This is a genomic window from Microcoleus sp. T3_D1 (assembly GCF_036700405.1).
In the GTDB taxonomy this organism is placed as follows: Bacteria; Cyanobacteriota; Cyanobacteriia; order Cyanobacteriales; family Microcoleaceae; genus Microcoleus.
On sequence record NZ_JAUBOV010000123.1, the window covers coordinates 1 to 13,902 of the forward strand.

At 44.9% G+C, this 13,902-nt stretch carries 11 protein-coding genes; 10 read left to right on the top strand and 1 reads right to left on the bottom strand.

Going from position 1 to position 13,902, the window contains the following annotated elements:
• Positions 1–503: 503 nt before the first annotated feature.
• Positions 504–2,084, bottom strand: coding sequence for a photosystem II high light acclimation radical SAM protein (locus QT992_RS31405; RefSeq protein ID WP_333342427.1), 1,581 nt, complete (start codon positions 2,082–2,084; stop codon positions 504–506).
• Positions 2,085–2,459: 375 nt separating this feature from the next.
• On the opposite strand from QT992_RS31405, the gene QT992_RS31410 reads away from it, so the two are divergent.
• From QT992_RS31410 to QT992_RS31455, 10 genes are all read left to right on the top strand, one after another.
• Positions 2,460–2,849: a DUF1830 domain-containing protein gene (locus QT992_RS31410; RefSeq protein WP_333342424.1), complete on the top strand. Its 390-nt coding sequence runs from the start codon at positions 2,460–2,462 to the stop codon at positions 2,847–2,849.
• A 237-nt stretch (positions 2,850–3,086) separates the two neighbouring features.
• Complete coding sequence (locus QT992_RS31415) at positions 3,087–3,677, top strand: hypothetical protein (RefSeq protein ID WP_333315606.1); 591 nt, start codon at positions 3,087–3,089, stop codon at positions 3,675–3,677.
• Positions 3,678–4,878: 1,201 nt separating this feature from the next.
• Positions 4,879–6,060, top strand: a complete 1,182-nt coding sequence (locus QT992_RS31420; protein WP_333315604.1) for a BMP family ABC transporter substrate-binding protein — start codon at positions 4,879–4,881, stop codon at positions 6,058–6,060.
• Positions 6,061–6,286: 226 nt separating this feature from the next.
• On the top strand, positions 6,287–7,399 hold the full coding sequence (locus QT992_RS31425) for an ABC transporter permease (protein WP_333342421.1): 1,113 nt from the start codon (positions 6,287–6,289) through the stop codon (positions 7,397–7,399).
• Positions 7,400–7,531: 132 nt separating this feature from the next.
• A complete protein-coding gene (locus QT992_RS31430) occupies positions 7,532–8,515 on the top strand; it encodes an ABC transporter permease (protein ID WP_333342419.1) in 984 nt (327 codons plus the stop codon).
• Positions 8,516–8,544: 29 nt separating this feature from the next.
• The gene (gene biuH, locus QT992_RS31435) at positions 8,545–9,234 is read left to right on the top strand and encodes a biuret amidohydrolase (RefSeq protein WP_333342417.1); all 690 of its coding nucleotides are present in this window, start codon (positions 8,545–8,547) and stop codon (positions 9,232–9,234) included.
• A gap of 244 nt (positions 9,235–9,478) precedes the next feature.
• Complete coding sequence (locus tag QT992_RS31440) at positions 9,479–11,068, top strand: ABC transporter ATP-binding protein (protein WP_333342414.1); 1,590 nt, start codon at positions 9,479–9,481, stop codon at positions 11,066–11,068.
• Positions 11,069–11,324: 256 nt separating this feature from the next.
• Positions 11,325–12,608, top strand: coding sequence for an RNA-guided endonuclease IscB (gene iscB, locus QT992_RS31445; RefSeq protein WP_333315597.1), 1,284 nt, complete (start codon positions 11,325–11,327; stop codon positions 12,606–12,608).
• Positions 12,609–12,695: 87 nt separating this feature from the next.
• Positions 12,696–13,058 carry a cupin domain-containing protein gene (locus QT992_RS31450; RefSeq protein WP_333315596.1) on the top strand — a complete coding sequence of 121 codons (363 nt, stop codon included), beginning with the start codon at positions 12,696–12,698 and terminating at the stop codon, positions 13,056–13,058.
• Positions 13,049–13,726, top strand: coding sequence for a cysteine hydrolase (locus QT992_RS31455; RefSeq protein ID WP_333342411.1), 678 nt, complete (start codon positions 13,049–13,051; stop codon positions 13,724–13,726). Before QT992_RS31450 ends, QT992_RS31455 begins: the two co-directional genes overlap by 10 nt.
• The last annotated feature ends 176 nt before the right edge of the window (positions 13,727–13,902 follow it).

Genomic DNA, 13,902 nt, shown 5'->3' on the forward strand with positions numbered 1-13,902 from the left:
ATTTAACAGGCTTTTCAATTCACATATCATTTTCAGTTTGTTTTGTCAACTCCTAATACTGAACCGACGCCCTAGAAACCGGGAATAAGCGCCCCCATGTCGCGAACTGACTCTGTTATATCAATTCCGGTTGCATTGGAATGATTAAACCGCAGAGAACGCAGAGAACGCAGAGTCAATCGATTTTAGATTTTAGATTTTAGATTTTAGATTAAAGAATTGACCCCACGGATAAATTCGGGGGCTTGTTTATCGCATACAGGTTTTTTATTTCTCCGTCCTGAGTCTGCGAAGGAATGAATCACGTGGCGGGTATCCTGGATGCTTTCGGTCAGAGAACAGAGAGATGAATACAGGACGATGAAGGGCGGATTTGATATTACACGGTAATGTTTATTTGCACTTACCTATTTATTGAATAATAAAAAGGGAAACAGAAAACACATTTTTTCTTCCATTTCCCCTTTTTTCAAGGACGGTCGTCCTGACTGCGAACCTGATAATTAATTAACTGCTGCCAACTGTTTGTCTTTGATTTCCACAGGCGCGGTTAATGCCTCTTCCAAATCCGCACAGCCGAGTTTTTCCTCCAAAATTGCCATCACTTCGCGGCCGAAATCATTGGAATTACGCTGCCAAGCTTCTAAACAAATTTGCCCGAAAAACGAACCCAAAGGTTCGGGATTCCACAGCAACTTGCGCGCTGTCCAAGGCATCAAACTCATGGGATCGTAACCCGGTTGCAGAATATCCTTTTTAAAGGCGTATTCTTCCAAAATTGTGTGCGGCTGCAACCCGATAAAGAAAATAGCGGGTTCTACTTTATCTACTCCGAAAATTCGCTCTAATTCTCGGTGATAAGCAATAGTTTGCCGGATAGTTTCAAAGGTTTCGTCAATGACGTTAAACGAGTAATTAACCGAAACCACATCGTTGTAACCGGCTGCTTTTAAATCGCGACAATTTTCCAAAACTACTCGCAAGTTGTAACCCATCCGCATTTTGCGAACCAGTTCCTGGGAACCGCTGGTGATGCCGATTTCAAAGTAATTCATCCCCGTTTTTACCATCAAATCACACAACTCAGGTGTGAGATTGTCCGCACGGATGTAAGCAGCCCAGTGTATGTCGTCCATACCGGCGGCGATGATTTTTTGCAATAATTCAACTGCATCATCGATGAATTTGCGGGCTGGGATAAATTGAGCGTCGGTAAACCAGAAATTGCGGATACCTCGATCGTACAATTGCCGAATCTCCGCCACCACCTCATCCGCCGGATTGATCCGCACTTGTTTCCCTTCAATCACCGTATAAATGCAGTAACAGCAATTGTGAGGACAGCCGCGTTTGGTTTGGACTCCCACGTAGAAGTCCATATCCTGTAGATAATAGGAAAATTCCGGCCAAATCGTTTCGATGTAGTTATAGTCGCAAGCACTTTTCTCGATGTTGGCTGGTTTTTCGTGAATTAGCTTCGCGCGCGGCACGGTTTCTCCCACCACATAACATCTTTCATCTGCCAAATCTTCGCCCTTAATCAACTTCTCCAGCAAAGCTTCGCCTTCTCCCACCGAAACCACAGTTCCCGTGGGCAAACTGCGGCCCAACTGCTCGTAAAACACGCTCACAGCACCGCCTCCGACCACTGCACGAGCTTCGGGGCGGTATTTCCGGGCCCGCTTCAATCCACGCTTAATCAGTCCCAAATTGCGCCAGAGTTCGGTGTAGTAAGACGCTGCTAAACGCAGTCCTCCGAGTGCTCCCCGGAACTTGATCAGCAGATTTTTGGCGTAGTAAAACTCGAAGGCATTTTGCAACGGGTTGCCGCCCCTGCCGCCCACGGGCGCGTAAATTTGAATGTCCCGCCAAGAGAAAACCAGCAGCGTCGGCTTAAACTCGTCTATGCTGGCATCCAAAGCTTTAGCGAAATCCAGGGGGGGTACGGCACCTAAATCAAAAATGCGTTGTTCGACATCGGGAAACAGCTTGTGTACGTGATCCGAAAGATAGACAACTCCGATCGGGAAAATCGGATTGCAAGGGAGGCGAACGTACAGGACTCGGTTTTCTCGGTTTTCCATGATTGCCATATCCTAAAGTGGAACTTTTTCAGCTATGTTAATATTCTTTTAATATAACTTTACAATATGTCTAATTTTCGCAATTTGACATTAAATATTCTTAAATTTTTTTAAACTGGCTAAAAGCCGAGCTTGTTGGTGTCGATCGGCGAGAGCAGCAGAAAAAAGCTAATTTTTAAGTCAATACAGCGTATTTTGAATGAAAATCCCAGCTAGGAGTCAAAAAGCAGATATTTATCCGGTTAGATTTTAATTTAAGTTCGATCGCTCTCTCATGTATTCGGGAGTTGGTAGTCGGCTTTACAGTAGCCGGGATCGCCTAGTGTTAGCCTGAGAAGATAACTAAAACTTTTAGGCAAGGCTCCCTCAGCAGTTATGGCTCAAATTCTTGACCCCGTACCCTCAGACACCGACAGCAAGATTCTGTGCTGCTACGTCAATGCCACCAGTCAGATTCAGATTGCTCGCATCGCCAACATTCCTAACTGGTACTTTGAACGAGTAGTTTTTCCCGGACAGCGCTTAGTGTTTGAAGCGATGCCCGCTGCAGCATTGGAAATTCACACCGGGATGATGGCCAGTGCAATTTTGTCGGATAAAATTCCTTGCGATCGCTTGCAGATTAACGAAGGCCCCTATTCAAACGTCAATCCTAGCAGATCCCCAGAGGCAGCTCAGGGCGATCGAACAGCCATGACCGGCCGCCCCAAATCCCGAGAAATCTCAGAACCTTTGACTGTACCGGCACTAACCGCCGTCGATTAATCGCTGTTGTGAGTTTTGAGTTATAAATTGTCAGTTAATTGATAACTCCGCGCTCAAAATTCCAACTTCTGCAAAGCGGTAAAAACTCAACAGTTAAGAATCAAAGTTTCTGAAATGAATTTTAGATCAAAACTCACAACTGGAAATATTGTCCGGTTTTTCCTATTTCCCTGAGTTGTGTTGGCGGGCTCGACAACTGTGCAAAAATATCATTAAACAGCTTCTCGAATGTCAGCCATGTCAGCACAACCTCTTGCCTCTTCCCCATCTTCTGCCCCAGTATTTGAGCCGGCGGTATTCCGGCTTTCTCCCCTGATTAGAATCACGCTGTTGAGCTTGTACACAGCCCTGACAATTCCCTTGCCCTTTTTGTCGGAAGTAACGAAAGCACCGGTTCCCCCGGCCGCACTCTGGGCGGCAATTGTTGTCGGCGCTGTGGGCTTGTACGGCGTGCTCAGTGAAAGGGTAATTTTGAGCGAGGAAGGGATTGAAGTCACATATCCCAAATGGTTTCCGCGTTTTTTTCGCAAGGGTTGGTCGCTACCTTGGACTGAGGTAAAAGCTCTCAAACCTCGATCGACTGGTCAAGGAGGTTTAGTTTACTATTTTTTGAGTCATTCGGGTGAAGGTTATTTGTTGCCCATGCGAGTGGCTGGATTTGGTAAATTAGTCGGTTTGGTGGAAGCAAAAACAGGTATTGATACTAGAGATGTCCGCCCTTTGTCCCAGCCTTGGATGTATCTTATTTTACTTTTATGTACGCTGCTGCTGCTGTTGGTAGATGCGTGGACTATTGTTACGGCGATCGGGCTTAAAGGCAATCTGTAATATTATCAAGGAAATTGGGTCTAAAACCCTGTCCTTCTAGGACGGCTTTAATTTCTTAAATCCCTTCCTAAAACTCAGGAAATTTCTAGTAGACTAGAGTAGTCAAGGTTAAACTCCTGCGCCATCGTGCATAAAAACAGTTAACGACACACTTTGGCGCGTAAACCGGGGGACAAAGAGTGGCGAAAACTCTATAAACAGCTAGGGGCTTAACACAGTTCCTTTAACCAGAGAAACAAACTATTTAGTCTTGTTAAGTAGGGTAGGGCATACCCGAACTCTAGGTAAATATCCTAGTACGCTTTTGGAGATAGACCCTAGGCGGGTTGCTGTGAGTTGAACTCGTCAATTGGTATTTTGTACGGTTGAAAGGTTTAAGAAGTGCCGAAAGGACATAGCGCTTAAAGGTCAGTCGATGAATTAAGAATCCCCACGCCTTTAGGCTGGGGAGTGTCAACTCCGGTACAACTCACGCCCAGAGCACCATTCTCAAGAACAGGCTTTTCGGCCTGTTCCACAAAGACTGAATTTTCTTGTGGAACAGGCCGAAAAGCCTGTTCATAAAAAGCTTATTGAGAATGGTGCAACATCTCCGGTACAAGAACCGTTATAGAGTTGGTAGTGAAGACTTCAGTCCTCATAAAACTTGCTCGGATTATTGACTCTTATTAGAAATCAATAACATTTTTTCTGATTTTATAATATGGATTTCTATTGTTTTTGATTCAGCCTAGACTTATTTTTAAGTTGCGTCCAAGACTAAAAAGCTAGTTGCCTGTCCGAACTCAAAAATTATTTTTTGTTTGTGGTGAACATTATTGTTTAATTTTGTTTCTAGCGAACTTTTTGGGAGACAATTTGGCGAATATTATTAAGTTTTTATAAAAAAAGTTACCACTAAAAGTAATTGGGATATGATAAACATCATTAATTTTTAGGGGATTCGACTTTCCTAAAAGAACCTTTCCAGCAAAAACTAATTTTATATTAGAATTAGTTTTGGTTTACCATGTATCTTTTTCATTGAATTCACGATGTGATGTGAATGTAAATAGTTATTAACGCATTTAATCTCATTGCTGAATAGCTCGAATAAAAGCTGGCAAATGTAGCGTGAATCTATCTAGCAAGTCCCAGCAAGTATAAGCGTTACAGCTTAGCTATGAATTCCTCTTAAATACTTTTAGTGAGAACATAGAGAATGAGTACCCAAAAGTCATTGTTTATACCTCGGCGTCAAGTAATTCGTGGGATTTTATCTACTACAGCGTTTGCAGTCACCTCGCGCCTTTGGACTGGATGTACTCCTGCTAAAGAGGTTCAAGCAAACTCGGCTGCAAAAGATAAGCCAATTGTGATGGGATTTATTTATGTTGGCCCCAAAGATGACTACGGCTACAATCAAGCCCAAGCCGAAGGGAACGCTGGGGTTTCAAAATTAGCCTGGGTAAAAACCGTAGAGGAAGCAAATGTTCCTGAAACTACATCGGTACAAGAAACCATGAGGAACATGATCGAACAAGATGGGGCAACAGTTCTGTTCCCTACGTCCTTCGGGTACTTTGACCCGCATATTCTGAAACTGGCAAAGGATTACCCGGAGGTACAATTCTTTCACTGCGGTGGACTTTATCAGGAAGGTAAACATCCAAATAACGTTGGCAGCTATTTTGGCTACATTGATGAGGGTGAGTATGTAGCAGGCATTGTTGCCGCCCACGCCTCTAAAACCGGAAAATTAGGATTTATTGCTGCTAAACCCATACCGCAAGTATTACGCAATATCAATAGCTTTACCTTAGGGGCACGTAGCATTAAGCCAGACGTTACAACTCAGGTGATTTTTACAGGAGATTGGTCTTTGCCTGTTAAAGAAGCTGATGCTGCTAATAGTATGGCTGACCAGGGTGTTGATGTAATTACCTGTCACGTAGATAGCCCCAAAGTGGTGATAGAAACCGCTGAGAAACGAGGCATTTTCTGTACTGGCTACCATGCGAGTCAAGCCCAACTTGCGCCCAAAGGATATTTAACAGGTGCCGAGTGGGACTGGACGAATGTCTATTCTAAGTATGCTGAAATGCTTAATGCTGGCAAGACGCTAATGAACGGAGGCATTCCCCATTTAGTACGTGGTGGTTTGAAGGATGGTTTTTTGAAGCTGTCGCCCTACGGTAGCGCCGTAACTGCCGAAGCGAAAAAGGATGCTGATGCTGCTAAGAGTAAGTTTCTTGATGGCAGCATGGTCATTTATAAGGGGGAAATAAAAGATAACACCGGGAAAGTTGTGATTGCTGAAGGTAAGGATTACAAGCAGCAAGACGCAGAACTAGAAAAGATGAATTGGCTGGCATCAGGCGTCATCGGCAAAGTTACGAGTTAATTAGGATCGCGAATTAAATAATTTACAGAAGTTTGTGGGGAGTAGGGGTTGGGCTTATAGCCCGCCCTTTCTGGACGGGCGGGACGCCCATCCCACAAGAACTATCACGCATTGTAAGTTATTTAATTCTCATTCCTAAGAAAGTATTTCACGCCCGTCGGCAACTGCTATACAAGCAAGTTTTTCATTCAACACTCATCATTTTCTTAGTAATTCATGTTTTATTATGATGATGATTAACCGTCAAAACTGGCGTACAACTTTGGAAGCGGTTGGTATCCCGATCGCCGCCATCCTCTTCTCATTGGTATTGTTTGGAATTTTTTGTGCTGCGGCTGGATCTAATCCCTTTGCTGTCTATGCCTCAATCTACAAAGCAGCGTTTGGCAGTTGGCATTCATTCCAAAACACTCTGATCAGGGCTGCCCCGTTGATGTTGAGTTCCCTGTGTACGGCTTTGCCTGCCCGTTTGGGGTTGGTGATTATCGGCAACGAAGGCGCTTTAGTAGTTGGGGGTCTGGGGGCTGTAGCCGCTGGACTGGCTTTATCTTCTGCACCGCCGACGTTAGTCCAAATTGCAATGGCGCTGGCAGCAATTGTCTGTGGAGGTGTGTGGATTGGTGCAGTGGGAGCTTTGCGCTATTACCGGGCAGTGAATGAGACAATTAGCAGCTTGTTGTTGAACTATATTGCGATCGCCCTGCTGAATCATTTAGTCGGCGGCGTGATGCGTGACCCCAGCAGTGTCAATAAAATTTCTAGTTACCCGATTCCTGATGTGAATATGTTAGGAAATATTCCAGGAACCCGCGTTCACTACGGTCTAATTTATGGGTTGGTTGCTTGTGCGATCGCCTACTTCCTGATCCAACGTACTACATTTGGCTTTGCAGCGCGGACAGCAGGAGGTAACATCCGCGCTGCTCGAATTGCCGGACTTCCTGTCGGCAAGTTGACAATGGCAATCTGTTTCTTAGCTGGCTCTTGTGCGGGTTTGGCAGGCATGGTGGAAGTCGCAGCCGTGCATGGTCGAGCTAACGAATCACTTAATGCTAACTATGGCTACAGCGGTATCTTAGTCGCATTCATTGCTCGACACAACCCTCTGGCTGCGACTATTGTGGCAATTCTGCTTGGCGGCATTCTGGCTAGTGGTGGCATCTTGCAACGGGCACATGGACTTCCCGATGCAACGGTTTTAGTGTTCCAAGGTTTGGTATTTTTGGTAGTTCTGTATAGCGAATCGCTCTACGGACGTTTGCCATTTTTCAAAGAACAGTCAACCGATCGCCCTCAGCAGCCACCTTCTAGCGAGCAGCCATCAATAGCCACTGTCTAAGCAATACGTTAAGCCAATTTAATGTGAAGTTGCACATATCTCGATCCCCCTCGCATCCCCCTTAAGAAGGGGGACGAAAGAGAAGAATCTTGTCCCCCCCTTATTAAGGGGGGCTAGGGGGGATCGGATTCTATGCAACCTCATAAAAAATTGGTATTAAGCCAAAATCTCAAATCGGAGGAATCCACAATGGCAGCAGAAGTATTAGGTTGGTGGGGAGTACCTTTAGGTATTTTAGCAGGAACTTTGCGGGGTAGCGCTCCATTTTTGTTCGTCAGTTTGGGCGAATGCCTAACTGAAAAAAGCGGCAAGATTAATTTGGGGTTAGAAGGGACACTGTTAACGGGTGCGATGAGTGCCTATGCTATTTCTTATCAGACTGGATCGCCTTGGTTAGGTGTTTTAGCCGCTGGTCTAGCGGGCATGGTACTAGGTTGTATCCACGCTTGGCTGTGCATACAACCAAAAGTAAACGACATTGCCGTAGGCATCGCCATGATTATTTTTGGTAGCGGCATTGCTTTCTTTTTTGGCAAACCTTTTATTCAACCAAGTGCCACCCAGTTGCCGAGTTTACCTCTGGGTGCTTGGAGTCATCTGCCTCCGGTGCAATCAGCGCTACAAATTTGTCCCCTATTTTTGTTAGGTGTAGCGATCGCCCCTCTCATGCAGTGGTTCTTTAAATCAACTCGCTGGGGGTTATTCATTCGTGCAGTTGGGGATAGTCCCGATGCTGCCAAAGCAATGGGAATCTCCATTAATAAAGTTCGTATGCTCTGCATTATCGCGGGCAGTTTTTTAGCTGGAATTGGTGGTGCTTATTTATCCCTTTACTATCCCGGTAGTTGGACAGAACGCATCTCTAGTGGTCAAGGACTGATGGCGGTAGCGCTGGTAATTTTTGCCCGTTGGAATCCAGTTCAGTGCTTATACGCCTCGTTGCTATTTGGGGGAGCACAGGCGATCGGCCCCGCTTTGCAATCAGTAGGGGTAGATTCCTATTACTACTTATTCAATGCTTCGCCCTACATCCTGACGCTGGCGATCATGATTATTACTTGTTCGCCGAAACGAACTTTGACAGGCGCGCCTGGATCTTTAGGAACTAACACGTAAAACAGGAATTTATCGCAAGGAAGATAAACATGGGACGTTTTGTAGAAGCTGAACCATATCCTTATCCTTACAATGGCGATTTGCGCCCAGAAAATACGGTGCTGCTGATAATTGATATGCAAATTGATTTCTGCGGCATTGGTGGATATGTTGACAAGATGGGCTACGACTTGTCACTGACTCGCGCTCCTATTGAGCCAATCAAGCGAGTCTTAGAAGTCGCACGGGCGAAGCACTTCCATATCATGCACACCCGCGAAGGACACCGCCCCGACTTGGCAGATTTACCAGAAAACAAGCAGTGGCGATCGCGCCAAATTAACGCCGGAATTGGCGATCCCGGCCCCTGCGGTAGAATTCTCGTTCGAGGTGAAGCAGGCTGGGAAATCATTCCAGAACTCGCGCCTTTGCCGGGAGAAGCGGTGATTGACAAGCCTGGAAAAGGTTCGTTTTATGCTACGGATTTAGATTTGTTACTGAAACGTAAGGGCATTCAAAATATTGTCTTGGCTGGCATTACAACCGATGTCTGCGTCCATACCACAATGCGAGATGCAAACGATCGCGGTTATGAATGTTTGCTTTTATCTGACTGTACGGGCGCAACAGATTATGGCAACCATTTGGCGGCACTTAAGATGATCCAGATGCAGGGAGGAGTGTTTGGAACGGTTGCTGATTCAGAAGCTTTTATCAAAGCTTTGAATGATGAATTGTGAGGAAAAAATCAAGTTATATTATGTTATATAGGAACGGGAGTTTAAGAGTGATGTGAAACTTTATCGGTAGGAATCAGGGGTTAAATCTTAACCGCCGATGAAAACAGATAAACGCAGATAAGAAGGCAAATATTACTACGTGAGATTAATACTTCAAAGATTGAAATGAGCCCGACGCTCTCACTAAAAATTTAAATCTCATAAGTAGCCGATAAGCTGGAAACTTTACAAAGGAGACAAAAACATGACGGAAGTAACTGATTCTATAGATCGAAAATTAGCACTGGAAATTCACGACTCAAAATTCCAAATTCAAAACTTTATTCAACCACCAGAACTAGAGGTGGTTAACATGACTAAGCGGTTTGGCACGATGACTGCACTTGATAACTTCTCGATGACGCTAAAACCAGGGACGTTTCATGCTTTGCTGGGCGAGAACGGAGCCGGCAAAAGTACCCTTGTTAAATGTGTCATGGGTTTCTATACTCCTACTTCAGGCCAAGTTTTGATTGATGGGCAGGAAAGCACGATCGCAAGTCCTCGCGATGCTCATAAGTACGGCATTGGCATGGTTTACCAGCACTTCACCTCTGTGCCTGCGATGACTGTAGCGGAAAATCTGGTTTTGTCCCGCTTTGATAGCCCCAATTTGATTAATTGGAAAGCCGAGTACGATCGGTTGAAGGCTTTTATGAAAACTGCTCCTTTCCAAGTTCCTCTAGATACTCCGGTCTTTCAATTAGCTGCGGGGGAAAAACAAAAGCTAGAAATTCTTAAACAGATATATCTTCAGAGTCGGATCTTGATTCTGGACGAACCTACTTCGGTGCTGACTCCGCAGGAAGCGGATGAGGTTTTAGGTTTACTGCGCGCAGAAGTTACTGCCGGAAGATTAAGCGTGTTAATTATCAGCCACAAATTCCGGGAAGTGATGGCGTTTTGCGATAGCATCACGGTGCTGCGTAAAGGGAAGTTTGCAGGTCAGGGTTTGGTAAAGGATCTGACTGTCTCGGATATGTCTGAAATGATGATGGGTGAAAGGCGTGAGCCAACACAAGTTGAAAAGATAGCCCCCCCAACGACTATTCCTATTCTTGAAGTTAAAGACCTTCATGCCAATAAAGACAACGGTATGGAGGTATTGACAGGAATAAATCTCACAGTTCACAGTGGCGAAATTGTTGGGATTGCAGGTATCTCTGGCAATGGTCAGCGGGAACTGGTGGAGGTGTTGGCTGGTCAGCGTTCTGCTACAGGTGGAGATGTGCTGGTTAATGGCGAAGTTTATACGGCAACACGAGCCGAGATGTTTAAACATCAGGTTTTCGCACTACCAGAAGAACCCCTTCATAATGCTTGTGTGCCACACATGAGTGTAGCTGAAAATTTAGCGCTGCGGACGTTTGACCGCCCTCCCCAAGCTAAAGCAAGTATCTTACTCATCCTGAAAGAAATTAGGCAGGCGGCTAAGAGCTTAATTAATACTTTCAAAATTAAAACGCCTTCGCCAGATACGCCTATCGGCAATCTGTCGGGGGGAAATGTACAGCGCACAGTGTTAGCGCGGGAACTCTCTGCCGAACATATTAAGTTACTAATTGCCGCGAATCCTTGCTTTGGTCTTGATTTTGCTGCTGTGGAGTATATTCACGGTCAGATTATTGAGGCTCGCAACCGAGGTGTAGCTGTGTTATTGGTGAGCGAAGATTTAGATGAACTGCTGAAGTTGTCCGATCGGGTTTTGGTAATCAGTGGCGGGAATTTTACTTATGAAAGTGCGATCGCAGATGCAGATTTTGTTCAGATAGGTAAGAGTATGGCAGGACACTAATCAATTTTGGAATACCTGTAAGCAACCCCGGTCTAAAGACACGGGGCTTCAGTTTATTTGCTGAAGCCGTGCTTACCCGCCTAAGCCTTAAGTGGCTACGTTGTTGGGGTCAATACACCGGAAAATGCGACGCTAGTTTTCCGCTCTGTTGTTTGCAATTAAACAATTCTAAGGTCACTGGAATAGTGTTGCAAGCGTAAAAAGCCCTTATAACATTGGCAAAGCGAACTTTACGAGAAATCGAAGGGACACAACAATGTCTATCCAACCAAATTACGTTTTTGTTCTAGATGCTAACCGCAAACCACTAACACCATGCAAACCATCTTTGGCACGCAAACTGTTAAAGGTTGGCAAATGTAAAGTGTTTAGGCTTTATCCTTTCACTCTAATTTTGAGAAAAAAGGTAGCTCAAGACCCGCAGCTTGTTACTTTAAAGATTGACCCCGGTTCAAAAGTTACGGGGTTTGCTCTGCTTCTGAATTCCCATCTAATCTGGGTAGCCGAATTAACCCATCGCCCTCAAGCAATTAAGGCATTGCTAGAGTCGCGTCGTTCTCTGCGACGCAACCGCAGAAGTCGCCAGACAAGGTATCGCCAAGCGAGATTTTTGAACCGAACTAGATCCAAAGGTTGGTTGGCTCCCAGCCTCCAGCACCGAGTAGATACGACCTTAACTTGGGTCAACAAACTATCAAAGCTTGCACCCGTTAAGACGATTTTTCAGGAATTGGTTAGGTTTGATTTACAAAAAATGGAAAACCCAGAGATTTCAGGGATTGAGTATCAACAAGGAGAGTTGCAAGGCTACGAAGTCCGCGAGTATCTTCTTGCCAAATGGGATAGGCGGTGCGCTTACTGTGGCATAGAGAATGTACCGCTACAAGTTGAACACATTCATCCTAGAGCGTCGGGCGGAACTAATAGAATATCTAACCTATGCTTAGCTTGCGAACCTTGTAACACAAAAAAAGGGACTAAAGACATCAAGATATTCTTAGCAAAAAAACCCGATGTTTTGAAAAAAATTGTGGAACAAGCTAAACGTCCGTTGAAGGATGCCACTGCTGTTAACTCGACTCGATGGGCTTTATTCAATCGATTAAAAGCGACAGGTAAAAAGATTGTTACAGGCTCTGGCGGGTTGACTAAATTCAATCGCATACGCTTAGAACTGCCAAAAACCCACTTCTTTGATGCTGCTTGCGTAGGCAATACACCTGAAATTTCCGTGTCAGCGAATCAGCCTTTAAATATCAAAGCCACGGGGCATGGTTCAAGGCAAATGTGCCGCACGGATAAATTTGGATTCCCTTCTAGGTACGTTCCTAGGTTTAAGTTTGTTAAGGGTTTCCAGACAGGGGATATTGTAAAAGCCCTTGTTACTTCGGGCAAAAAGATGGGTACTTATACGGGCCGAGTGGCTGTCCGCTCATCTGGCAGTTTTAATGTGTCAACAGCCCAAGGATTAGTCCAAGGAATCAATCACAAATATTGTTCTTCTATTCATCAAAAGGATGGGTACAATTATGGGTTTTAAGACTGTTGACGGGATACTTTAGTATCCCGTGTCCCTTTTCCTCCCAGGGCTAAAGCCACTGGGTTTCCAAGTTACCGCGAGGCTTTTATGACTGAACTACTGAACCAAGCTTTTATCCTTAAGGATTTACCTAATATCGCGACGTGGCAGAATGAGTTGGCTTGGCAACCATTTCGTGATGGGGTTGAAATCTACCGACTTTATGGTGACAACCAAAGTGGATCGGCTGCTGCTCTATTGCGGTATCAGCCGGGAGCAAGTGTCCCAAGGCACACGCATACTGGTTTTGAACATATTTATGTACTAACTGGATCGCAAACTGACCAAAATGGCGAACACCAAGCCGGAACCTTTGTCATTAACCCGCCTAACAGTAACCACAGTGTTGTCAGCCAAGCTGGCTGCATAGTCCTAGTAATTTGGGAAAAACCTATATCGCTATGGTCTTAATATCTGCCCAACCTTATGATTATGAACTGCCAGTCTCTGGCGGTGTGGCTTTGGTTATCATCGATATGCAGCGAGATTTTTTGGAGCTTGGGGGATTTGGTGAAGCTTTAGGCAATGATGTCAGCCAATTACAGGCGATCGTACCAACGGTAAAGCAGTTGTTAGAGGCATTTCGCGATCGCCATCTCCCTATTGTTCACACTATTGAAGGTCATCAACCTGACCTTTCTGATTGTCCTCCCTCTAAGCAAAAGCGGGGTCAAAGTAAACTAAAAATTGGCGATCGAGGCCCAATGGGACGAATTTTAATTTTGGGGGAGCCGGGGAATTCAATTATCCCAGAATTGACACCTATGCCTGATGAAATAGTAATTAATAAACCAGGCAAGGGGGCTTTTTATCACACTAATTTGGAATTAATACTGCGTGAAAAAGCGATTAGTCACCTAATTTTTACTGGAGTCACGACTGAGGTTTGCGTTCAGACAACTATGCGTGAGGCTAACGATCGGGGGTTTGAATGTTTACTTGTTGAGGATGCTACAGCCAGCTACTTTCCAGAGTTTAAACAGAGTGCGATCGATATGATTCGCGCCCAAGGCGGTATTATTGGTTGGACTGCAAAGGCTGAAGTAGTAATACAAGCTTTGGAAAAATCGCAGTCTTAAATTTAAAAACTGTGGGCTATCCCGGATGTTTGGGGTAAAAAGCAGTGGCTGATACATTTTTTCGTAACAGGCTTTCCGGCCTGTTCCACAAAGAAGAGACTGGGAGCATCTCAGTTTTGTAAAAAGCATTTTTTTATTGTAGTGCGAGCGTCCCCGCTCGCGTATTGTACAATACG